This window comes from Calditerrivibrio sp. (genome assembly GCF_049968475.1).
Taxonomy (GTDB): Bacteria; Chrysiogenota; Deferribacteres; order Deferribacterales; family Calditerrivibrionaceae; genus Calditerrivibrio; species Calditerrivibrio nitroreducens_A.
The window spans coordinates 1-21765 of the sequence record NZ_JBMFQS010000012.1 but is presented as its reverse complement, the minus strand read 5'-3'; the positions used below and the strand labels follow the sequence as shown (position 1 = coordinate 21765).

Here is a 21765-nt window from a genome sequence, read left to right as displayed (position 1 = left end):
CTTTTTTAGTTTATGGTGAAAAAAGATATAATAAAGTTTGGTAAAAAGATAGTAGAACAAAAGCTGGCAACCTCCTTTTTTGGTAATCTTTCAATTAAAGTTTCTAATGAAATATTCATTACAAAAACTGGCACAATGCTTGATGAACTATCAGAGGATGATATTGTAAAAGTAAATCTTTCTGAAAAAGGGGAGTATGATAAGCTTGCATCTTCTGAGCTGATCGTCCATCGGATGATATATCTGAAAACAGGCACCAATGCTGTAATGCATACACATTCGCTTTATTCCATTTTAATGGGGAATACTGCTCTTGATTGTCTTAAAATCGATACAGGTGAAGTTTTACCATTTCTCAACACGATCCCCATAGTTAGGGGTAAAAGTGGCTCAGAAGAGTTGGCACTGACAGTATCAAATGCATTGGAGAATTTTAACCTCGTAATTGTTAAAGATCATGGGGTATTTGCAAAAGGGGGTAATTTGAAAGATTGTTTTATTTATATTTCTGCTTTGGAGCATCATTGTAAGTATATATATTTAAAAGGTTTTTTAAAATGAATCTCCATATAAGATCAAAATTTGACCAACTTGATAAATTTATTCCCCTATCGGAAAGGTATAATTCGGGTATAGAATTGGCCTTAGGCTTTGATGATATTTTAGATGTTAATAGGTTAAACTGTATCAGAGGATTGACTCTTTCTATTCATGCCCCCTTTTTTGACGTTAATATCGCAAGCTACAATAGATACGTGGTGGAAAAATCTATTGATATAATGATTAAAACAATTGAGATCTGCAATTTGCTTAACGTGAAGAATGTTGTATTTCACCACAACTATTCACCTTTTATGTATAATTTCGATGAAGATGGTTATACTGTGAGGTTTTGTGAAAATTTTGAGAAGGTTCTCGGATACAGAAAAGGGGATTTTACAATTTCTTTTGAAAATGTTTTTGAAACAAATTCTTCCATAGGAAATAAGATTGTTAATATGTTGAATCGTGATTTTATTGGATTCTGTTTTGACATTGGGCATTTTAATCTCTTTACTGAGATTACCCTGCAGGAATGGTTAAATAATTGGAAAGGGAAAATCTTTGAGTATCATCTTCATAATAACTATGGATATAGAGACGATCATAACAGATTAGATTATGGAAATATAAATATTAAAGATTTTTTGATGGTTCAAAAAGTATCCATATATACAATAGAGAATAGAAATGTTGAGGATACTGAGGCTTCCATAAACTATTTGAAATCATTATGTCTGTAGTTTCAGTTTTTTCAGTCTCCAAAAGCTATGGTGAGAGGGTAATTTTCAAAGACCTCACGTTTTCGATTATGAAGGGTAAAAAAGTGGCTTTGTTTGGTTATAATGGAAGTGGCAAAACTACCCTTTTTAAAATAATTGCAGGGATTGAGGAAAAAGATAGCGGGCAGATTGTAATTTCTAATGATGCAAAGATTGGGTATCTTGAACAGATTCTTGTGGAAGATGCGACAATTTTCGATTTTATGTTAAGATCGAATAAAAGGATACTGGAGCTTGAAGAAAAGATCGAGAGCTGTTTAGAAGCTGAAAAGATTCATAGATATTACGAAGAGTTTGAATCAATAGGTGGTAATAGTTTTAGATCTGAGATAAGGGAATTGCTCAAGGCTTTTGAGTTTTATGAGAATGTGTGGGATAAAAATATAAATCTTCTCTCTGGTGGTGAGCTGGAAAGATTAAAATTGGCAAGGCTTCTGGTATCCGATTCAAACCTCTTACTCCTTGATGAGCCGACTAACTACCTTGATATTTTGATGATAGATTGGCTTGAGAACTTTCTAAAAAAGTCAAATAAGACAGTTATCTTCATTACTCACGATCGCAGGCTTCTGGAAAATGTTGCCGAAGAGATCCTATATCTAAACAATAAAAAGATAGACCATTTCAGAATGAAATTTAATAACTTTATCAAGATTTATAAAGAGGATGAGGAAAGATTAAAGGTAAGGAAAAACAATCTGGAGGAAGAGAAACAAAAGCTTTGGGATTTTGTAGATAGATACAGGGCAGGAATAAAATCGAAACAGGTGAGTGCAAGGCTTAAGATGATCGAAAAAATTGAAGAGGAGCTCCGTGATCTAACGTTTGACGATAGAAATATAGATTTTTATTTTAAAAAGAGAAAAGAAGAGGATTTTGAAGTTATAACCTTTGAAAATCTGGTACTTGGATATGAAAATAATATATTAAACAAGCCATTCTCTGTGAAAATTTATAAAGGTGAAAGGGTGGCTATTGTGGGAAGAAATGGATCCGGTAAAAGTTCTCTATTGAAAGCAGTTGTGGGGGATAAAAGGGGAATAATAAAAGGGAAGATTGAGATTGGTAAAAGGGTTGAAATGGGGTATTTCGAGCAGATACTCAAAACAGATTCTGATAAAACAGTTTTAGAAGAGCTATTGGATATGGACATAGGAATTACATTGCAGGAGATTTACAACCTATTACCAAAATTCGGTTTTTCTTATGAAGATATTGAAAAAAAAGTGAGTTTTTTAAGTGGTGGAGAACTTGCTAAAATAAACCTTATGAAGCTATATTTTTTAAAGCCAAATCTACTCATCTTAGATGAGCCCACTAATCATCTTGATTATGAAACGGTGGAGGTTTTGAAAAATGCTCTTTTGCGTTATGATGGGACAATCATTATGGTTTCCCATGATAGATATTTTATGGATGGATTGATCGATAAGTTTGTATTTTTCAATGATGGTATTGTGACTCTAGAAGATAAAATCCCTGTAATAAAGGAAGTTGAAAGTGATACAACGATAAAAAGAACCACGTCTGTTAAAAATAAAAATAGAAAGGTTGACAAGTATAAGATAAATAGGATAAATGCTGAGATATTAGAGCTTGAGAATTTACTAAATTCATTATATTTAGAAAGGGAAAATAGTTTGACAGATTGGAAAAAATTGGCTGAGTGTAATGAAAAAATTGAAGAGATGGAGCTTAAATTACTTAATAAATATGATGAACTGGAAAAATTGACACAGGAGGATATATGAAAAATCTATTTGAAGAGAGCAAGAGGTATATCCCTGGTGGGGTTAACAGTCCTGTTAGGGCGTTTGGATCAGTGGGTGGAGAGCCTCTCTTTATTGATGGGGGAAAAGGGTCTAAAATATATGACGTGGATGGCAACGAATACATAGATTATGTATGCTCCTGGGGACCTCTTATACATGGACATGCGGATGATGATATAATAAGGGAGGTGGAAAGGGTTTTGAAAAAAGGTACCACTTTTGGGGCCCCCACCGTACTTGAACTGGAACTTGCCAAAAAAGTAGTTGAAATGGTACCATCCATAGAGATGGTCAGAATGGTTAGCTCTGGTACCGAGGCAGTGATGAGTGCCATAAGACTTGCCCGTGGATATACCGGCAGAGATAAAATAATCAAGTTTGAGGGGTGTTATCATGGGCATTCAGATAGCTTACTTGTAAAAGCTGGGAGTGGTGCCCTTACATTTGGTCAGCCCAGCAGCCCAGGTGTACCGGCGGATCTTGCTAAGCATACATTGATTGCTGATTACAATGATTTAGATTCAGTTAAGCAGTTATTTATAAACAATAAAAATCTGATTGCCTGTGTCATAGTGGAGCCGGTGGCCGGGAACATGGGTGTGGTATTGCCGGAAGAGGGCTTTTTGTCTGGACTAAAAGAGCTTTGTAATAATGAAGGGGCTCTGCTCATTTTTGATGAAGTTATAACAGGGTTTAGGCTTGCTCCAGGAGGAGCACAGGAGTATTTTAACGTAATGCCGGATCTTACTACGTTGGGTAAAATTTTAGGTGGAGGACTGCCTGTGGGGGCATATGGTGGTAGAAGAGAGATTATGGAAAAGATTTCTCCTCTGGGGCCAGTATATCAGGCTGGTACGCTAAGCGGTAATCCCCTTGCGATGGCGGCTGGCATTGCAAATTTGAATAAACTTAATGGAAATTTTTATTTTGAACTCAGGCAAAAATCCCAATACCTATGGGAGGGGTTTAAAAACAATTGCAGAGAATTAAAACTCAACTATGCTTTCAATGAGATAGAGTCTATGGCATGTATGTTTTTTACTGAAAAGCCTGTAAAAAGCTTTAAAGATGCCATTAATAGTGATACAAAAAAATATGCAGCATTTTTTCATGGAATGCTTAAAAAAGGGATCAATCTTGCCCCAAGCCAGTTTGAAGCTATGTTTGTGTCTGCTGCGCACACAACAGAAGATTTAGACACGACGATTAAAGCTCATTACGAAGTATTGAAAGAGTTGTCATGAAAGATAAAAAACAGATAAGATACTGGTTGAATGCTGGTTCGATTGGGATATCTTTCGTATCTGCTATAGCCATAGGTACATTAATAGGTTACTATCTGGATCGTTATTTTGATACCAAGCCTTACCTTACCTTATTTTTTATGATTATGGGTATAGCCGCAGGGTTTAAAAATATGATATACTTTATAAAGCGAACAGATGCATACCAGGATGATGAAAAAAAGTAAAATTTATCAGAAAATTTTAATATTTTCGTTGATTTTTTTTATAATTTTGTATACAGTATGCAATATGTTTTTGGAGAAGCTCTTTCTGTATAATATGGTAGTGGGATTTATAATAAGTGTAGGCAATTTTCTTGGATTGGTGTTTCATGTAAAGAAAAGCTTTTCAGGATCTTTTATGGGTATCGGTATTGGAAATAGTTTTTTCAGGCTGATGCTTGTGGGAGTTTTTTTGTATATGTGGTTTAAATTTGGAATGTTGAACATTTGGGGATTGTTAGTTGGTCTGTCTGTTTTGACCATAGCTATGCCTATTTATGTTCTTATAGAATATAGGAGGAAGATTGATGGAACATCCACTTAATATTTTTTCTTTTTTGCCTCATGAGGTGCAGTTAAAGTTTTTACATGTTTTTATGACAACGGTCGTTGTAATATTTACTTTCATCTTAGGAAGCCTTGCTTCTAAAATGAGAAAAGAGGTCCCCGGAAGAGGTCAGAATCTTTTTGAGATGCTAATTACTGCTATTGAAAAGATGTGTATTGATATCATGGGGGAAGAAGGAAGACCCTATATTCCGCTTATATTTGGTATAGGTATTTATGTGTTTTTTTCAAATGTAATGGGTTTGATTCCTGGTTTTATATCACCCACGTCCAACTTGAACACCACAGCGGCACCTGCTATCATAGTTTTTCTTACCTACCATTTTATTGGTATAAAAAAGCATGGTGCTCATTATATTCACCATTTCATGGGGCCCGTGGCCTGGCTTGCTCCACTTATGATTATAATAGAGTTAATAGGGCATCTTTCAAGACCTCTCTCCCTTTCAATGAGGTTATTCGGTAATATCTTTGGGGAAGATCTTGTCATTGCAATTCTTTTTATCCTTGTCCCTTTTTTGGTTCCATTGCCTATGTACTTTATGGGGTTGTTCACCTCAGTGCTTCAGGCTTACGTTTTTATGATGCTTTCAATGATATATATTAGTGGTGCCATTGAGGAAGCGCACTAAAAGACAATAAAACAGGAGGACATTTATATGTCAAAAGTAACTCGTATTTTAAGTTTGGTTGCTGCAATCGTGGCAGTATTTTCAGTATCAGCTTTCGCTGCAGACGGAGCAGCTGCTGGAAAATCATGGGCAATATACCTTGCCGCTGGTTTGGGTATGGGTATTGCTGCTTTTGGTACAGGTCTTGGCCAGGGTAAAGCAGTGGCAAGCGCTGTGGAAGGTATTTCAAGGAATCCAGGAGCATCTGGTAAGATTATGACTCCTATGATCATCGGTCTTGCCATGATCGAGTCTCTTGCCATTTATGCACTTGTTATCAGTTTGATACTTCTTTTTGTTGTTTAAGATTAAATAATTTTAGCGGTGGTATTTCCACCGCTATCCCTTCTGGAGGACGTTATGTGGGAAAAGTTTAAAAAATTTGTGAAAAACGATCCAGTGGTTTTTGTTATTGCAGTGGTGGTGATTTTTGTAGGTTTCGTCTTTAGTCAGGTGGAGGTTTTACATTATACATCAGAATCGGAGTTTTGTGGAAAATGTCACCCTGAACAAAAGGTAGGCCCATTGGGGGAATATTATACATGGTCAAAAAATGTGCATTCTGCTGCTAAAGTTGAATGTATAGATTGTCACGGTGAGCCTGGCTTTGTTGGGTATATGAAAGCAAAAATTGGTGGTCTGGGTGATTTGTATAATGAGTTTTTTAAATCTAAAGAGCATAAGTTAGAAGTTCTTGCTAAAGGTGCTTCTGACCCTAAATATGCCGCAAAGTTAGTTCCTAATACAACCTGTTTACACTGCCATTCAGATGAGATCAATGCTAAAAATAGAAAAGAAAAAGTTATGTCCGTGGGCATAAACTTTAGACTTATAGATAATGTTGTAAATCCAAGATTTAGAGAAAGCTTTGGAAAGATCGATGTACTAAAAGATAAAGTTGTTGCAGGGGTAGATCCAAAACATAAAGTTCATCTTGATAAAGGATTAAACTGTGTTGACTGTCACCTTGGCGTGGCACATGGTGGTAATAAGCATAATCTCCCAAAAATGGAGACATGTTTTAAATGTCATGATGAGATGAAAAACGCTGGTAATAAGATAAAAGCTCCAGCTAATGATGATTGTCAGACTTGCCACACACTCCAGAAGTCAAACCAGCAGGGCACAACTGTTAAGGGTGTGGATGAAGTTAAATGGTATATGGCTGACCTTCAATGTAGCGATTGCCATAAAAATGCATTCACCAGACCAAACACAGATGTTTGTGCAAGCTGTCATGATGCCAGCTATGCCCAGATCATGACCGATACTCAGAAGGAGTTTCTTGGTAAATTGGCTGCAATTGCTAAAGTAAGGGATGAACTATCCACCTACAGAGAATCGATGAAACCTGGCCAGCTAGCATTGTTTAATCAATTAAATCTAATGGTAAAAGTTCTTGAGAAAGATGGATCAAAAGGAATTCATAATCCAGATTATTTCAACAATATATTTGATGCAGCAAATCAACTTGTGGATAAGATAAAAAATTATAAAGAAGAGCCTAAAGTTGTGAAAACCGATGCTAAAAAGGGTGAAACAAAATCTGAAGTTGTAGCTAAAGAGGAACCAGCTAAAGTATTTAAGGCTAATAATCCTAAGGAACTTATGGATATCGCCCCAGATACAATAAATTTAGCTGAGCAACACAAGGTTAACTCAACTAAAAAACCTGTTGTTTTTGCACATAAAAAGCATGCGGAAATGTTTGAGTGTACTAAATGCCATGAAAAACCTGAAGAGGGTTCATTGAAGGTTAAGATTACAAAACTGGATAGTACAAACAACAGTTTTCATACTGACCTTTGCTTCCCCTGTCATAAGGAGAACAAGGTAAAAAATGGTACGAGCTGTACCACATGTCATAAATAGTAAAATCTATAAGGGGGCTACGCCCCCTTTTTTTATTTAAAACTTTACTTTAAATCTTTTTTATGATTATATAATACTATATTTTAGCCATACTTTTTGTATCAAAATTGGAGGAAGATATGTGTCTTGGTTTTCCAGGTAAAATTATTAAAATGGATGATGGCATGGCGGTTGTTGATATCGCTGGAACTACAAGAGAAGTTAGTCTTGCTATGTTACCAGATGAAGTTAACGTTGGTGATTATGTAATGGTGCATGTCGGTTTTGCGATAGCCAAAATGGATGAGAAGGAAGCGGAAGAGACTTTAAAAGTTCTTCTGGAGTATGCTAATGAACTTGATGAATAGGTTTCGTGATAAACAAAAAGTAACAGCACTTCTTAAAAAAATAGAAGAAATTGTAAAACCAGAGAAAGATTATTCTATAATGGAGATTTGCGGTACACATACTGTTGCCATTTCCAGATGGGGGCTAAGGGGGCTTTTACCTAAAAATATAAGATTGATTTCTGGACCAGGTTGCCCTGTGTGTGTGACATCACAGGGGGAGATAGACATTATTTTTGATCTTTTGAACAAGCATGATGTAACAATAGCTGTTTATGGAGATTTGATGAGAGTCCCCAATAGTAATGGGGAGAATCTTTTACATTTGAGGGGTAAAGGGAAAAAGATTATAATAATAAATTCGGTTGTGGAATTAATAAGAATAGCTGATAAGAATCCGGAAGAAGATTTTGTTTTTGTTAGTATTGGGTTTGAAACCACAACACCTCAAACCGCATTTTTGATAAAAGAAGCAGAAAAAAAAGGTATAAAAAATCTAAGTGTACTTTTATTTAATAAAACTATGCCTGAGATTTTAAATTTATTGTTAGCAGATGAAAATCTTGCGATAAATGGGTTTATTGCTCCAGGGCACGTGAGTACTGTTACGGGTGTAGAGTTGTACCAGGGGATAATTCGACAGAACAGGGCTGCAGTGATTACAGGATTTGAGCCTGTGGAAATACTTGAAGGGGTTATGGAAATAATAAAACAGGTTAATACGAATAATTTTACCGTGGGGAATTGTTATAAAAGGGTTGTTTCAGGAAAAAAAAATATTAAAGCTTATGAATTAATGTATGATGTATTTGAATCGTTTGATGCTGTGTGGAGAGGTATAGGTTTGATAAGAAATTCGGGTTTAAAAATTAGAGCAAAGTACGAAGATTTTGATGCAATGTTAAAATATAATCTTAAAGCATACAGTTACAATGAAAGAGCTGGGTGTAAATGTGGAGAGGTATTGAAGGGTTATATAAAACCGATGGATTGTTCATTATTTGGTTCCTTTTGTACCTATGAAAATCCGTATGGACCATGTATGGTTTCCAGTGAAGGCACATGTGCTGCCTATTACCTATATGGAGGAATTGATGGATGATATAATCACTTTATCTGTTGGTGGCGGTGGCAGGGGATTTCAGAACTTTTTGAATAGCCTGATACTCAAAGAACTTGGAAACCCTATATTGAATAATCTCGGTGATTCTTCATACATAACTATTGACGGGGAAATAGCTTTTACTACCGATTCATTTGTGGTGGAGCCAGAATTTTTCCCTGGTGGCGATATCGGGAAGCTTACTGTATGCGGAACATGCAACGATCTGGCTGTTAGTGGAGCTATTCCTATGTACTTATCTCTTTCATTTATAATTTCCGAAGGATATAGTATGGAAGATCTCAAAAAGATCGTAAAATCGATCAAACAGATATCTGAAGAGATAGGTATTAAAATAGTTTGTGGTGATACCAAAGTTATCCCAAGAAATGGTAACCCACAAGTTTTTATAAATAGTGCAGGAATTGGTAAAGTAATAAAAAGATTGAACGATTATAAAAGTATAAAGGTTGGGGATAGAGTTATTATTACATCAGATATAGGTAGACATGGGATATCTATGATGTTAGTTCGTGAAGGGATTGATGCTGTGGTAGAAAGTGATTGCTGTTTGCTATACGAAGTGATAAAAGTTCTTGATTATAACTATATCCATTTCGTAAGAGATGCCACAAGGGGTGGCGTTGCTGCTGTGTTAAATGAAATTGTATTAATGGGTGGCTTAGGTTTTGAGATTGAAGAATCAACTATCCCCATTGAAGATAGAGTAAAGTATTATTGTGAGTTTTTTGGATATGATCCTCTTCATATTGCAAATGAGGGTGTGGCTGTTATAATATTAGATAAAGATTATGCTGATGATGCATTAGATCTGATCAGAGAAACGAAATATGGAAAGAAAGCAGCTATCGTTGGGGAAGTGGTGGAAAAAAACAGGGTAATTTTAAATACATCTATAGGTGGAAAAAGATATGTCGAAATGCCATTGGGTGAGATACTTCCTCGTATCTGTTAGTTTATTAATACTTCTATTTTTAGAAGGTTGTGCAAATTCTAATGATAAACAGTTGAAATTGGTAAAGCAAAAGTGTGGGGTATGTCATCCTGTAGAACTTGTATTTAATAAAAAAAGAGACATTGACGAATGGAATAGGGTAATACACGGTATGAAAGTTAGGGGACTAAAGCTGACCGAAAAGGAAGAGAATGAGATAGTTGGTTATTTAACAAAAAATTATGGAAAATAAAAAAATATTGTATTTTAAAAAAATATTGTTAATATATAGTTATGAAAAAGGTTGATTTGAAAGATATTAAATGGGATAAAATGAATGGATTAATACCTGTTGTTGTTCAGGATATTGATAGTAAAGATGTTTTAATGCAGGCTTTTGTCAATGAGGAAGCTCTAAGGCTTAGTATTAAATCTGGATATGCACATTATTTTTCCAGAAGTAGAAATACTATATGGAAGAAAGGTGAAACATCTGGGAATATGCAAAAAATAGTTAAAATATTGGTTGATTGTGATGAAGATTGTATATTATACATGGTTAAACAGTCAGGTGTTGCATGTCATACAGGGGAATATAGTTGCTTTTTTAGGGAGATTAACGCTTTAGAATAAAAACGGATGGAGCTAAAGATGTTTGGTAGGTCTAAAAGCTTGATTGGCTTGGATGTGGGCTCTAACGCAATAAAGTTGGTTGAATTAGAGGATGGAAATTCGGGGTATATTCTTAAAAATATCGGTTATAAAGAACTTCCGAGGGATGTAATCTCAGAGGGTTCTATTGTGGATATGGCTGAAATAGTCAATTCTATTAATGAATTGGTTAAAGATAGAAAGATCAATAATAATAACGCAGCCATTGCTCTTAAGGGTAATGCTGTAATTGCAAAAAGGGTGCATATTCCTGGTGTTGAATCCTCACTGTTGGAAGAGGAGTTTAGGTATCAGGCACAACAGTTTATCCAGATGGATATTGAAGATGTTAATATAGACTATTCTATAGTGGAATCTAATCCTGAAAGTAATATTACGGATGTAATATTGGCCGTTGCAAGAAAAGACCTCATATCGAGTATGGTTTCCGTTATATCTGGTTCAAAGCTTAAGGTAAAGGTTGTTGATCTGGAGGCTTTTGCCCTCAGCAACTGTTTTGAGGCTTGTTTTGGTGCAATGCCGGGGGTGAATGCAATTGTAAATCTTGGACATTCATCGAGTTTAATAGTATTTGTCAAAGATGGTTTCTATGAATTTTCCCGTGAGATATCCGTAGGTGGTAAGGTGTGTATTGAGACTATCCAGAAGAAACTTGGTATCACCTATGATGATGCTAAAACTATGATGGTGGACAACGAAGCAGTGGAGTTTAATGAAGATTTACAGAGAGCCATCAGCGACTTTAACACACAAATAAGCTATGAGATTAAACATTCCCTAGATCTCTTTTATACCAATAATAGATTTGCAGCCTCAAAGATTTTCATATGTGGGGGACTTACAAAATTATTCGATCTCAAAGAGGCAATAAACAGGACTACAGATATTGAAGTTAATGAATTTAATCCATTTATGAATATAGATATAACAGGTGTGGCGGATTTTGAATTACTAACAACTAATCCTTATCTATTTAATACATCCTTAGGCTTAGCCCTAAGAAAGGTGAATGACAGATGATAAAGGTTAACCTGTTAGGAGTTAAAAAAAGAAAAAAGTTTGATCCTATTTATCTTGAGTTGGTGGTATTCTTCTTGTGTTTTGCATTTGTAATGTTTTTTATTTTCACAACTCACACCTCCTTGCTTTCTGAGATTTCTTATTACAAGAATGAGAATACGGTTTTACAAGGTGAATTGAACAGGCTTAACAAAATAAAAAGGGAGATAGACACTTTTGAAAAAAAGAAAGCAGAGTTACAGAAAAAGATCGACATAGTAAAAAATCTCAAAAAAGGGCAGAAGGGGTACTCTCCATTATTCATAAACATAGAAAAAGCTCTGCCGGATGATGTTTGGATAGGAAACATGAATTACAATGGCAGTATGATCACTATTAATGTGACTTCCCTTAGAAGTTCTTCTGTCAATCAGTTTATAATGAATCTTTACAAAACAAAGATCTTTTCAAATATTGAACTGAAGGTTGTTAAAAAAGGCAGTGTTGATAAAATCGATATAAATGATTTTAGCATTACTGCAAATGTTAATCTGGGTGGTTGATATGGGATTTATTGATAAGTTTGGTAAAATAAACAGGATTTATAGGTATGTAGGCTATCTGCTTATACTTATGATTATTGGTGCTTCTTATTATTTCATGTTTTATACTTCCCAAGCTGAAGAGCTTGATAAAACAAAAAAAGAGCATGAGAGACTGGTGGCAGAGATAGATCGGATAAGGCCTAAGGTTTTGAATTACGAACAGTTTAAACAGGAGGTTGAAATACTAAACAGACAATTTTCAATGCTTCTGGAGGTGTTACCCAACGAAAAAAGTTATAACCTTATATATGATCAATTAGTCGATATAGCAGAGAAGAACGGACTTAAGGTTACTCTTTTTCAGCCCACAAATGAAACATCTATAGATGATTTTCATGCTAAGGTCAATTTTAACATGAATGTCGAAGGTGGTTATCTTGAGTTTGTGAATTTTTTACATAGTATCAGTTTTATAAATAGAGTGATTAATTTGAATAACTTTACAGTAGTTCCAAAGAAAAATCCAGATGGTAGTGTGGCTATTGCTGTTAATATGTCTATGAACTCTTATATGTTTAAACAGGCTACCGGGCAGAGTGAAAAAGATACCAATAGCAATAAGAAAGCTGGAGATAAAAAATGAAAAGGATATTTTGCTTATTAACAGCGTTGACATTAGTCGCATGTGGTGGTGGAGATAAAGTTGTTTCAGATATAAATAAGCCTGTTGTGAAAAAAGAAGCACCATCAAAGGTTGATTTACAGAAACTATTAGAGCAGGAGGAAGAACTAAAAAGTTTGTTCAGACAAAAGGCTGAGTCTCTTAAATACAAGCCTAAAAAAGACCCTTTTAGGTCAGTTGTTGAGGTTTACAAAGAAAATCTCGCAAACCAATTTAATGAAAATCCACTAAAAAATGCAACTCTGGATCAGGTGAAACTTGTGGGGGTTTTAACTAGCAAACTTGGTAATGTAGGGGTGGTGGAAATATCCGGGCAAACATTTTATGTAAAGATAGGTGATAAAATAGGTTTGAATGATGGTATAATAGTGGATATAGGTGATAAATATATGAGGATCAGGCAGATGGAAAAAGATATTTTTGGCAATGTTAGATCGGTAATTAAAGAGGTATTAATATCTGATGGAGGTAAGTTATGAAAAAAATATTATTATACATTTCAGTAGCGATGTTCATGATTTTGGGGTGTGCCGAAAAGAAATCTGTTTTATTAGATGATAATAAAAATGTTGCAAATAGGTCTCTGATAAAGGGTTTTGATATAAAAAAGGATGATAAAAAGTATGAGATGAACATTAAAGTGAATGACCCAAAAGATCTATCTGTTTATTATGGTAAAAATCCATACAGTTTGACCATAATGTTACCTGAAGCAGATGTGGATGCTGATGCGATGAAATTTACATTTAAGGATGATCTGGTGGATAGATTTTCTATTTTGCCTAAACAGGATCAGGTTGTCATTACTCTTACGTTAAAAGATGACGTGGATTATTCATACAGCATAAATAACGATGGTGTTTTGGTTAAATTTAAAATTGATAAAGCTGATGTTAAAAATGTATTAAAAAGTAGTAATTGGTTAGAGAATGTAGAAATACTAAACGTAAAACAGGCTACTTTTATATCAGATCTTGAGAATCTCTCCAACAACAGCGAAGTATATCTTACACTGTTAACTGATGGGACTACAAAGATTGATTATGGATTTATAAATGCAGATAATATCTATGTGGATTTTTATGATGTGAAAATGTTAGGGGATAAGACTGTATATCCTGGAATGGGAATAGTTAAGGAAATAAAAGTTGTAACTTCGTTGTTTCCACAAAAGGTAAGACTGATCTTATCATTGGCTAAACCTATTGATATAAATGTTGGTTTTAAAGAAGGGAAATTTATTGTCTCCTCAAATAAGGAAAAACTTGCCGATAGTGTCTTGTTCATCAATAAAATTGATTCAAGGGTAGTTGGCAAAGTACAGGGGATTAGTTTGTCTGCAGGTGGTAAATTGAGGTATGAGAAAAAAGTTATTGATGGTAACCTCGTGTTGCTTTTTGAAGAGAATGTAAGGTTTGCAAGGGAGGTTTCGCCAATAAATTTCTATGATGGGACGCCAATAAAATATGTCAAAGTGGGAAAAGTGATGGGCAAACCTGCGGTGGTATTTGTACCTAATGGGGATGTTTACTCTAAGGTGGAAGATGATAAAGGATCTGTGATCGTTTATAGTAGCTCTGAGCAGTTTACAAAAACTGTTGATGCTAAAAAGGATGTAGGTGCCAAGGGTAAAGTGGAGGCATCTGAACTAATTTCTTTAAGTATTAAGGATATGGATGTGAAAGAGGCTATTAAATTAATATATTACGGAAGAAATAAAAACATAATTTTTGGCAAAGAGGTTCAGGGGAAAACATCTATATTTGTAAAAGACGTACACTACAAAACAGCTCTTGCTGCCATATACAGAGAAAATAATCTGGTGGAACTAGAAGAGGATAATGTAGTTTGGGTAATTTCAAAAAGTAGACAGGATGAGATTTTAGCTGAGAAGAATAAACTTATGAAAATTGCTGAAGAAGAGAAAAAGACGGAACCATTATTTACAGAGATAATCCCTGTGAACTATTATAAAGCATCAGATTTTGATGCTGTTGTGAAGGGTGTTTTGAGTCCCAGAGGAAAGGTTCAGGTGGAAAGCAAGTCAAACAGTTTTGTGGTGACAGATACAAAAGACTCCATTGCCAAAGTGAAAAATGTTTTAAAAGAGGTGGATAAACCGACACCACAGGTGACGATAGAAGCAAGAGTGGTGGAGGTATCTGACAGTAGCGACCTTGCCTATGGTATAAAATGGGGTGCAAATACCAATATAAATAAAACATCGATAAATTTTCCACACTCCATCGGTATAAATGGTGGTGCTGGTGGCTATATGGTTAATCTCCCCGTAGGCGCTCCAACTGGTGCTCTTGCCCTTACACTTGGAAATATTTCAAATACTTTTAATATAGATATGGCAATTTCTGCAATGGAGTCAAGAAATAAAGCCAAAACGATATCAAGTCCAAAGATTACCACCCTTGATAATCAGGAGGCAGAAATAAAAAGCGGTGGTAAAGCTATAATAGTTCCATCCGGTGATAACACCCAATCCCAAACTATTGATGTAGGTATTAAATTAAAAGTAAAACCTCACATTACGGCGAATAACATGATTTTTATGGAGATAGAGGTGGAAAAAAGTTCTCTGGGTGCTGTTTCTGGCACAAATGCTGAAACATTGGAGAAGAAAGCTAAAACACAGGTTCTTCTTGCTAATGGTGAAACCACAGTAATAGGTGGTATTTATGAAGATGAGCAGAATGAAATAAAAAATGAAGTCCCTGGATTATCGAAAATACCGTTTTTGGGGTGGCTTTTTAGAAATAACACCGAAAGGAGGGCTAAAAAAGAGCTCCTCGTATTTATAACACCCAGAATACAGAATAAATGAAAAAGATATTTCTTATTGCCGGTGAAGAATCGGGGGATATCCACGCATCCAATATGATCCGTCAGCTCAGAAAGCTGGCGGATTTTTCGCTTTATGGGACAGGTGGTAATAGATTAAAAGAACTGGGGCAGGAGCAGTTTTTCAATATCTCCGATATGACGATAATTGGATTTAATGAGGTTATAAGTAAATTACCATTTATTCTTAAGATGTTTAGTCTTTTGAAGAGAAAGTTACTTGAGATAAAACCGGATTTAGTACTGCTGGTGGATTACCCGGGATTCAATTTGAGATTTGCAGATTTTGCAAAGAGGAATGGTTTTAAAGTGGCATATTATATTGCCCCTCAGGTATGGGCCTGGCATTATTCAAGAATTTATAAGATGCGAAGAACCATCGACAGGTTGTACTGTATACTACCCTTTGAAGAAGAACTATTTAAAAAAGAGGGGATAAATGCAGTTTATGTTGGTAATCCAATAATAGATAATATTAAATTGAAAATCGAATCTCTGGAAAGTTTTTACGAGATCTTTGGGCTTTGTAAGGATAAAAGAACGATAGGTCTATTACCCGGTAGCAGGAGAAAAGAGGTAGAGGGTAACATTGAGATATTTTACAATGCTTCATATTTGCTGAAAGATAGATTTAATTTCATCATGGCTCAGGCAGACTCGGTGAAAGATGAATGGTTTGGTGCCCTTCCTGAACATATAAAAGTAGCTAAGGGTTATAATTATGATATTATGAAATACTCAGATATCTTGTGGTGCTGCTCTGGTACCGCTACGCTTGAGGCAGCATATCTTGGAACGCCACCTATAATAATTTATAGAGTTCCTTATTTTACAGAGATTATAGGGAGATATTTTTTAAGATTAAAGAGAATAGGGTTACCAAATATAATATTAAATAAGACCATCTTCCCGGAATTAATAAATAAAGATTTCAATCCTGAAAGTTTAGTGAGATGGACAAAAATTATTTTAGATCAAATGGATATTTATAATAGAGAGTTATCAGCTATAAATAATTTTTTTGTCGGTAAGGATCCTTCCCTTACGGTGGCACAAGACCTACATAAAAATTTCTTTTAATTATCCAACGGGAAAAAATTTCCTTCAAAATATGGCATAAATATTTCTGTTTATTCTGTACGGAGGTGAAATATGATAAATTTTATCCCACTGAAACAATCAGAGGATCTTTTGACGATGCCTAATAATGCCATTGGCAAGATGGCTCAACCGCAGGGGAGTTTTAAGGATATCTTTAAAACCGTTGCTTCTAAATCTGAATTAAATACTGATAATCATTCCGGAAAAAATGAGGTAGATAAAAAAGAGAGTAGTTTTAATACAAAAAAAGTTGACAAAGATCTTCCTTCTTCAGCATTTCAGAAGTCTGACGTTGAAACTCAGGTGAGTAACATAGAAGAAAAATTAAAAGAGGTTTTAAATGATGAAAATTTAAATCCAGAAGAGATGGACAATATTGTTGTAATGATTATGAATCTGATGAAAATCATAGAAGAACAGAATGTTCAGCTGGAGAATGATGGTTTTGATCTTAAGAAAATAATGGGTGGCTTAAGGGAGAAGCTTGAATTACTAAATAGTAAGTTAAATGGCGATTTCATCAAGCCCAAAACTATAGAGGCTATAAATGAAGTGATAGATAAGATTAAAATCTCTGAAGCCAAAATTGTAGATAAAGATGTCAAAATCAAAAACTTTAAAGATTTTTTCGAAGCAAACCTAAAAATTAAGAATGAAGAGAAAAATTTAAGTCATAAAGAGACAGAGACCTTGATTAAAGTTGATGTTTTGGATGAAACTGATTTGGCAACAGATCTGATAAGGGATAAAAAAGATGATAAAGGTGTTGATTTTCAGAAGAGATTTAACGTTGAGTTTTTGAATGTGGAAAATGGTGATGGTGGTCAGGTTAAGAATGAAGTAAAACATCTTGAAGTGAAAGATGTAAAAGATATTATTAAAATTGCTGATACAATTGAAATGGCTAAAACGCAGGGGGTAAAAAAGTTGACAGTGCAACTACATCCTGAAAATCTTGGAAAATTGGAGATTCAGTTAGTGGAGAGCGGTGGGAAGATAAACGCTAAAATTTTTACAGATAATGAGCAAGCAAGATTTTTACTGGCAAACAACATCGATCAGATGAGAAATCAATTACAAAACAAAGGGATACATATTGAGAATATGGAGTTTAGTTTTACACTGGCTGGAGAGGATAAAGGTAAACAGCAGGGTAAAGAGAGTAAAAGTGGATTTAAATTTGGTGGCTCTATAGTGGAAGAGGTAGCTGAATCTAAAGAAGTAGAAGGTTTATATGCGTGAGGTGATCTATGCTTAGTACAATGGAAAGTGTTGGTAGCAAAACATTGGCAATGCTAAATACAAAATCAAGGGAACCAAAAAAAGATCTCGATAAGGATGATTTTCTGAGTCTGATGATTACACAGCTCAAAAATCAGGATCCTCTGTCGCCAATGAATAATAATGAGTTTATAGCCCAGACTACCCAGATGTCATCCCTCGAACAGTTGATAAATATAGCGAAATTGATGGAAAAGCAGAATACTCAATCTACAGAAAGTCAGCTTCTAAGTGGCGCCTCATTTATTGGGAAAAATATATCCTATAATGGAAATAGTTTTTCTCTCAAGGATGGCAGTGCCAATATAAAATTTTATCTGGATAATGCGGCAGATAAAGTGAAAATCTCTATTTATAACGAAAGTGGTGCTGTGGTGGCTACCGGTGATTTTGATAATCTACCTTCCGGTTTGAATACTATACCATGGAATGGTAAAGGTATAGATGGTACGCAGTTACCTGATGGGTATTATACCTATACTTTAAAGGCGAAAGATAAAGATGGGAATGAAGTATCTGCTATTCAGATCTCTTCAGGTAAAGTTACAGGTGTAACCGTCAAGGATGGTAAGCTCGTCTTTAATGTAAATGGTACACCTGTGGCGGCAGATACTGTGAAAGAAGTATTTGAGAATTAATCTCAGGAGGTATGTTATGTTAAGATCATTATATTCGGCAGTGAGTGGTTTATCACAACATCAAAAAGCTATGGATGTTTTGGGTAATAATGTGTCAAATGTAAATACAGTGGGTTACAAGGCAAGTAGATTGACGTTTAAGGATTTGATGAGTCAGACAGTGTCAATAGGTAAAGCCCCCAGCGGGAATATAGGTGGTATAAACCCATTACAAATCGGCTTGGGTACAAATGTGGCGTCCGTTGACAATATATTTTTACAGGGGACATTCCAGACTACTGGGGTGACAACCGACCTTGCAATAGATGGGAAAGGTTTTTTTGTAGTGAGGGGGGAACAGCAGACAGAGAGGTATTATACCAGAGCAGGGAATTTCAGTTTTGATAGGCAGGGGTATCTGGTGAATCCGGAAGGTTTTAGAGTGCAGGGGTGGATGACCAATCTCACCACAGGACAACTTTTGAATAATGCAGATATTACAGATATTCAGATGGGGCCAGCACAGATGACCTTAGCAGCAAAACAGACATCAAAGATAAGTTTGGCGGGTAACCTTGACACCAAGGCTGATCCGACAATTTTACAATATCAGCCCCTCTTAACCACTTCAAATTCAAGTACTCCTATAACCTCGATATTCAATGCAAATGGCTTAAAGCTGGATCTACTGGATGGAGAGCCTGTGAGGATCAAAGCCCATGCCACAGCTATTACAAACATGGCCGGCGTTTACAACTCATCAGATGTAAGTCTGGGGCTTGATTCAGCAACTACCGTGAATGTGGTATTAAATGGTACTACATATACACTGAACTATGGGGCTGCGGATGGTACCAATAATGATAATACCTTCAACACATTGCAGGGATTTGCAGATGAATTACAGAGAATTATTAATATTGCAGATCCAGCTGCTACTGTAACAATATCAGGTGGAAAATTGTCTATTAATAGAGTTAGCAGCGATTTTACAGTTAACTCATTTTCCGGTAATCCAAACTTTGCTGCGGTTCTTCAAAATCTGGTTGGCACATATTCAACTATTACCCCTTCCAGAAGTTCTGGTGAGATTTTTTACGAAAAGATCATTACTACCGGAACAGATTTTAATAATCTTGGTGAACTTGCAAGTCAGATATCCACGGCCATTTCAGGTAACGTTTCCACTGGTTTTTTAGCCAGCTATGTTGACAATACTTTGGATCCAAATGTGGGTAGATTAGTATATACCAACAGCCCTGCAACAACTCCAGGTAGTAATATAATAACTGGTTTTTCAATTGATAAAGCTTACTCCGGAACCATATTTGAATCAAATGTAGTTACTTCAAATACAATAGCACAGGGTGCCACATCCACATCAAATAAGTTCTTAAGATATGCCGAATCAACTGATCTTCTGACAAACCTTATGACAAATTCTGGACAATCCCTCGGGCTTGATAGTACTTCAACTATTCAGATGGATGCCAGAATAGGTGGTAATATACCACACGGCGATGGTGTTTCGACTATAAGTGCATCAGGTAATTCTATTGCTGATCTGATAAAAAAATTGGAAGATTATCTTGGGCTTGATGCTGGTAGCATAAAAATTGAAAATGGTAAGATCAGTGTTACAGGGGAGAAAGGTATTAAAAACCAGATAGATTATATCACATTGTCAGCAATCGGATCCGGAACATATGCGACATTCAATGAATATATGAAATACCAGACTATTCAGAATGCATCTGGTGGTCAGCTCATCACAAGCCAAACAATCTATGACTCCCAGGGTAATCCCCACACGGTAAACTATGAATTTTATCTCTACAATGAAGCAAACAACGAATGGAAATTAAAGCTGTCTCCCGCAGATAAAATCAATGATTCTATCTCTATAGACGGGACAACAGGTGATGAGGTGACAGTAAGGTTTAACCCAAATGGATCTTTTCAGGGGATATATGATGCCAACAACGGTAATATCATTCCAAACCTTAAATACACACTTTCACCAAGTAATGGGGCAGATAAAATAAGTGGTGTAGAGGTGTTCATTGGTAAACCTGGGGAGTTTGATGGTATGGTTCTTTCTGCAGCTCCTTCTACAATTACAAAATCTGACCAGAATGGCTATCAGAGGGGCGATCTTGATAAAATAAGTATCAATGATGTGGGAGAGATTGTGGGATCCTACAGCAATGGTGAGATTAAAGTTTTGGGACAGATCGCCATTGCTATATTTACAAACCAGGAAGGTTTGTCAAGGGTGGGGAGTTCCCTATTTTCTGAAACTCCAAACTCAGGTCTTGCAGCAATAGGTGTGGCCGGAGCCGGTGGTAGAGGCGTGATCCAATCTGGTGCTGTAGAAAACTCAAATGTGGATATAGCTCTGGAATTTGTCACCATGATAACAGTGCAGAGGGGTTACCAGACTAACTCAAGGGTAATAACCACCAGTGATGAAATGCTTCAGGAGTTGTTGAATCTTAAACGTTAATATAAAGGCGGGGGTATCCCCGCTTTTTTATTTAATATCTTAATATTTTTCGGTGTTGTGTTAAGTATAATTTTTGTTAATAAATGCTGAATTATTTAAAAATTATGTACTATTGTCTACGTTGTAAGATGGTATTTAGCTGATAAGTGATGAGACTTGTTTTTCTGATGATAGAGCACATTTTTTTGGCTCTTTAAGTTAAAAATAAAATATCTTTTTTAGGAATTTTATTATTTTTCATAAGATAACCAAGCAATTCAAGTAGTTTTACAATCACAAGGGTTTTACCTGAACCAGTAGCCATCCAGAAACTCATGCGGTTGATGAAGTGGTTAAATGAAATTTTGTCATCCTGAACGGGGAATTCCTTATCGTAATCAAAAAGGTATTTTAAAGATTTGCTTTCCTTTTTCAGGTTGTAGCTTAAATCTTCGGTTAATCCGTTGTTTTGATACCGTGTGAAAAAATTCGTTTTATCTGCTTTATCCTCTTCAAAATAGAGAAACAATGTTTTTAACGCATTTTCCAATGCCTTTTGCTGGTAATCAAAAAGAGTTTTTGAAGATGAAAATTTTTCAAAATCAACACCCAACCAATCAACAGGAATATTGTCCAAATTAAAATTTTCTACAAT

At 35.4% G+C, this 21765-nt stretch carries 24 protein-coding genes; 23 read left to right on the top strand and 1 reads right to left on the bottom strand.

The genetic code is table 11. From position 1 onward, the window contains the following. The first annotated feature begins 12 nt into the window (after positions 1-12). The 23 genes from ACP5Q2_RS08945 (at position 13) to ACP5Q2_RS08835 (ending at position 21131) form a co-directional block, all read left to right on the top strand. Positions 13-561: a class II aldolase/adducin family protein gene (locus ACP5Q2_RS08945; protein ID WP_424606265.1), complete on the top strand. Its 549-nt coding sequence runs from the start codon at positions 13-15 to the stop codon at positions 559-561. Beyond that, positions 558-1283, top strand: a complete 726-nt coding sequence (locus ACP5Q2_RS08940; RefSeq protein WP_428099342.1) for a sugar phosphate isomerase/epimerase family protein — start codon at positions 558-560, stop codon at positions 1281-1283. Before ACP5Q2_RS08945 ends, ACP5Q2_RS08940 begins: the two co-directional genes overlap by 4 nt. Next, on the top strand, positions 1274-3073 hold the full coding sequence (locus ACP5Q2_RS08935) for an ABC-F family ATP-binding cassette domain-containing protein (protein WP_424606267.1): 1800 nt from the start codon (positions 1274-1276) through the stop codon (positions 3071-3073). The genes ACP5Q2_RS08940 and ACP5Q2_RS08935 overlap by 10 nt, the downstream gene beginning before the upstream one ends. Next, positions 3070-4338 (top strand): glutamate-1-semialdehyde 2,1-aminomutase, encoded by a 1269-nt coding sequence (hemL, locus tag ACP5Q2_RS08930; protein ID WP_428099339.1) that lies wholly within the window; start codon positions 3070-3072, stop codon positions 4336-4338. The genes ACP5Q2_RS08935 and hemL overlap by 4 nt, the downstream gene beginning before the upstream one ends. Continuing rightward, positions 4335-4565 carry an AtpZ/AtpI family protein gene (locus ACP5Q2_RS08925; protein WP_424606269.1) on the top strand — a complete coding sequence of 77 codons (231 nt, stop codon included), beginning with the start codon at positions 4335-4337 and terminating at the stop codon, positions 4563-4565. Before hemL ends, ACP5Q2_RS08925 begins: the two co-directional genes overlap by 4 nt. 64 nt (positions 4566-4629) lie before the next feature. Further along, positions 4630-4926 (top strand): hypothetical protein, encoded by a 297-nt coding sequence (locus ACP5Q2_RS08920; protein WP_428099336.1) that lies wholly within the window; start codon positions 4630-4632, stop codon positions 4924-4926. Continuing rightward, entirely contained in the window at positions 4910-5581 is a 672-nt protein-coding gene (gene atpB, locus ACP5Q2_RS08915; protein WP_428099333.1) for a F0F1 ATP synthase subunit A, read from the top strand. The genes ACP5Q2_RS08920 and atpB overlap by 17 nt, the downstream gene beginning before the upstream one ends. 27 nt (positions 5582-5608) lie before the next feature. Continuing rightward, positions 5609-5926 carry an ATP synthase F0 subunit C gene (gene atpE / locus ACP5Q2_RS08910; RefSeq protein WP_428099331.1) on the top strand — a complete coding sequence of 106 codons (318 nt, stop codon included), beginning with the start codon at positions 5609-5611 and terminating at the stop codon, positions 5924-5926. Between the two features lie 54 nt (positions 5927-5980). Further along, positions 5981-7492: a cytochrome c3 family protein gene (locus ACP5Q2_RS08905; protein WP_428099328.1), complete on the top strand. Its 1512-nt coding sequence runs from the start codon at positions 5981-5983 to the stop codon at positions 7490-7492. 119 nt (positions 7493-7611) lie between these two features. Further along, positions 7612-7839 (top strand): HypC/HybG/HupF family hydrogenase formation chaperone, encoded by a 228-nt coding sequence (locus ACP5Q2_RS08900; protein WP_424606274.1) that lies wholly within the window; start codon positions 7612-7614, stop codon positions 7837-7839. Next, positions 7823-8920, top strand: coding sequence for a hydrogenase formation protein HypD (gene hypD / locus ACP5Q2_RS08895; RefSeq protein WP_428099325.1), 1098 nt, complete (start codon positions 7823-7825; stop codon positions 8918-8920). Before ACP5Q2_RS08900 ends, hypD begins: the two co-directional genes overlap by 17 nt. Continuing rightward, positions 8913-9896, top strand: a complete 984-nt coding sequence (gene hypE / locus ACP5Q2_RS08890) for a hydrogenase expression/formation protein HypE (RefSeq protein WP_428099322.1) — start codon at positions 8913-8915, stop codon at positions 9894-9896. The genes hypD and hypE overlap by 8 nt, the downstream gene beginning before the upstream one ends. Then, complete coding sequence (locus ACP5Q2_RS08885; protein WP_424606277.1) at positions 9853-10128, top strand: hypothetical protein; 276 nt, start codon at positions 9853-9855, stop codon at positions 10126-10128. The genes hypE and ACP5Q2_RS08885 overlap by 44 nt, the downstream gene beginning before the upstream one ends. Positions 10129-10169: 41 nt before the next feature. Then, positions 10170-10508 carry a phosphoribosyl-AMP cyclohydrolase gene (hisI, locus tag ACP5Q2_RS08880; protein WP_428099319.1) on the top strand — a complete coding sequence of 113 codons (339 nt, stop codon included), beginning with the start codon at positions 10170-10172 and terminating at the stop codon, positions 10506-10508. Between the two features lie 18 nt (positions 10509-10526). Further along, positions 10527-11567 carry a type IV pilus assembly protein PilM gene (gene pilM / locus ACP5Q2_RS08875; protein WP_428099316.1) on the top strand — a complete coding sequence of 347 codons (1041 nt, stop codon included), beginning with the start codon at positions 10527-10529 and terminating at the stop codon, positions 11565-11567. Continuing rightward, on the top strand, positions 11564-12109 hold the full coding sequence (locus tag ACP5Q2_RS08870; protein ID WP_424606280.1) for a PilN domain-containing protein: 546 nt from the start codon (positions 11564-11566) through the stop codon (positions 12107-12109). Before pilM ends, ACP5Q2_RS08870 begins: the two co-directional genes overlap by 4 nt. Before the next feature lies 1 nt (position 12110). Then, on the top strand, positions 12111-12734 hold the full coding sequence (locus tag ACP5Q2_RS08865; RefSeq protein WP_424606281.1) for a type 4a pilus biogenesis protein PilO: 624 nt from the start codon (positions 12111-12113) through the stop codon (positions 12732-12734). Beyond that, on the top strand, positions 12731-13252 hold the full coding sequence (locus ACP5Q2_RS08860; RefSeq protein ID WP_424606282.1) for a pilus assembly protein PilP: 522 nt from the start codon (positions 12731-12733) through the stop codon (positions 13250-13252). Before ACP5Q2_RS08865 ends, ACP5Q2_RS08860 begins: the two co-directional genes overlap by 4 nt. After that, positions 13249-15609, top strand: a complete 2361-nt coding sequence (locus ACP5Q2_RS08855; RefSeq protein ID WP_428099312.1) for a type IV pilus secretin PilQ — start codon at positions 13249-13251, stop codon at positions 15607-15609. Before ACP5Q2_RS08860 ends, ACP5Q2_RS08855 begins: the two co-directional genes overlap by 4 nt. Then, positions 15606-16706, top strand: coding sequence for a lipid-A-disaccharide synthase (gene lpxB / locus ACP5Q2_RS08850; protein WP_428099309.1), 1101 nt, complete (start codon positions 15606-15608; stop codon positions 16704-16706). Before ACP5Q2_RS08855 ends, lpxB begins: the two co-directional genes overlap by 4 nt. Before the next feature lie 72 nt (positions 16707-16778). Next, positions 16779-17969 carry a flagellar hook-length control protein FliK gene (locus ACP5Q2_RS08845; RefSeq protein WP_428099306.1) on the top strand — a complete coding sequence of 397 codons (1191 nt, stop codon included), beginning with the start codon at positions 16779-16781 and terminating at the stop codon, positions 17967-17969. Positions 17970-17977: 8 nt separating this feature from the next. Further along, positions 17978-18646, top strand: a complete 669-nt coding sequence (locus tag ACP5Q2_RS08840; RefSeq protein ID WP_424606286.1) for a flagellar hook assembly protein FlgD — start codon at positions 17978-17980, stop codon at positions 18644-18646. Positions 18647-18662: 16 nt separating this feature from the next. Next, positions 18663-21131 (top strand): flagellar hook-basal body complex protein, encoded by a 2469-nt coding sequence (locus ACP5Q2_RS08835; protein ID WP_428099303.1) that lies wholly within the window; start codon positions 18663-18665, stop codon positions 21129-21131. A gap of 193 nt (positions 21132-21324) precedes the next feature. Here ACP5Q2_RS08835 and ACP5Q2_RS08830 read toward each other — a convergent pair. Beyond that, positions 21325-21765 (bottom strand): DEAD/DEAH box helicase family protein (locus tag ACP5Q2_RS08830; protein ID WP_428099300.1); only part of this gene is annotated, 441 nt, incomplete at its 5' end.

Coding starts and splice junctions, on each gene's coding strand:
- ACP5Q2_RS08860 (WP_424606282.1), top strand. CDS start 12,731: ATGAAAAGGATATTTTGCTTATTAACAGCGTTGACATTAGTCGCATGT.
- atpE (WP_428099331.1), top strand. CDS start 5,609: ATGTCAAAAGTAACTCGTATTTTAAGTTTGGTTGCTGCAATCGTGGCA.
- hypD (WP_428099325.1), top strand. CDS start 7,823: ATGAACTTGATGAATAGGTTTCGTGATAAACAAAAAGTAACAGCACTT.
- ACP5Q2_RS08845 (WP_428099306.1), top strand. CDS start 16,779: ATGATAAATTTTATCCCACTGAAACAATCAGAGGATCTTTTGACGATG.
- ACP5Q2_RS08920 (WP_428099336.1), top strand. CDS start 4,630: ATGTTTTTGGAGAAGCTCTTTCTGTATAATATGGTAGTGGGATTTATA.
- hemL (WP_428099339.1), top strand. CDS start 3,070: ATGAAAAATCTATTTGAAGAGAGCAAGAGGTATATCCCTGGTGGGGTT.
- atpB (WP_428099333.1), top strand. CDS start 4,910: ATGGAACATCCACTTAATATTTTTTCTTTTTTGCCTCATGAGGTGCAG.
- ACP5Q2_RS08885 (WP_424606277.1), top strand. CDS start 9,853: ATGTCGAAATGCCATTGGGTGAGATACTTCCTCGTATCTGTTAGTTTA.
- ACP5Q2_RS08945 (WP_424606265.1), top strand. CDS start 13: ATGGTGAAAAAAGATATAATAAAGTTTGGTAAAAAGATAGTAGAACAA.
- ACP5Q2_RS08870 (WP_424606280.1), top strand. CDS start 11,564: ATGATAAAGGTTAACCTGTTAGGAGTTAAAAAAAGAAAAAAGTTTGAT.
- hisI (WP_428099319.1), top strand. CDS start 10,170: ATGAAAAAGGTTGATTTGAAAGATATTAAATGGGATAAAATGAATGGA.
- ACP5Q2_RS08835 (WP_428099303.1), top strand. CDS start 18,663: ATGTTAAGATCATTATATTCGGCAGTGAGTGGTTTATCACAACATCAA.
- ACP5Q2_RS08925 (WP_424606269.1), top strand. CDS start 4,335: ATGAAAGATAAAAAACAGATAAGATACTGGTTGAATGCTGGTTCGATT.
- ACP5Q2_RS08905 (WP_428099328.1), top strand. CDS start 5,981: ATGTGGGAAAAGTTTAAAAAATTTGTGAAAAACGATCCAGTGGTTTTT.
- ACP5Q2_RS08940 (WP_428099342.1), top strand. CDS start 558: ATGAATCTCCATATAAGATCAAAATTTGACCAACTTGATAAATTTATT.
- ACP5Q2_RS08935 (WP_424606267.1), top strand. CDS start 1,274: ATGTCTGTAGTTTCAGTTTTTTCAGTCTCCAAAAGCTATGGTGAGAGG.
- ACP5Q2_RS08865 (WP_424606281.1), top strand. CDS start 12,111: ATGGGATTTATTGATAAGTTTGGTAAAATAAACAGGATTTATAGGTAT.
- pilM (WP_428099316.1), top strand. CDS start 10,527: ATGTTTGGTAGGTCTAAAAGCTTGATTGGCTTGGATGTGGGCTCTAAC.
- lpxB (WP_428099309.1), top strand. CDS start 15,606: ATGAAAAAGATATTTCTTATTGCCGGTGAAGAATCGGGGGATATCCAC.
- hypE (WP_428099322.1), top strand. CDS start 8,913: ATGGATGATATAATCACTTTATCTGTTGGTGGCGGTGGCAGGGGATTT.
- ACP5Q2_RS08855 (WP_428099312.1), top strand. CDS start 13,249: ATGAAAAAAATATTATTATACATTTCAGTAGCGATGTTCATGATTTTG.
- ACP5Q2_RS08840 (WP_424606286.1), top strand. CDS start 17,978: ATGCTTAGTACAATGGAAAGTGTTGGTAGCAAAACATTGGCAATGCTA.
- ACP5Q2_RS08900 (WP_424606274.1), top strand. CDS start 7,612: ATGTGTCTTGGTTTTCCAGGTAAAATTATTAAAATGGATGATGGCATG.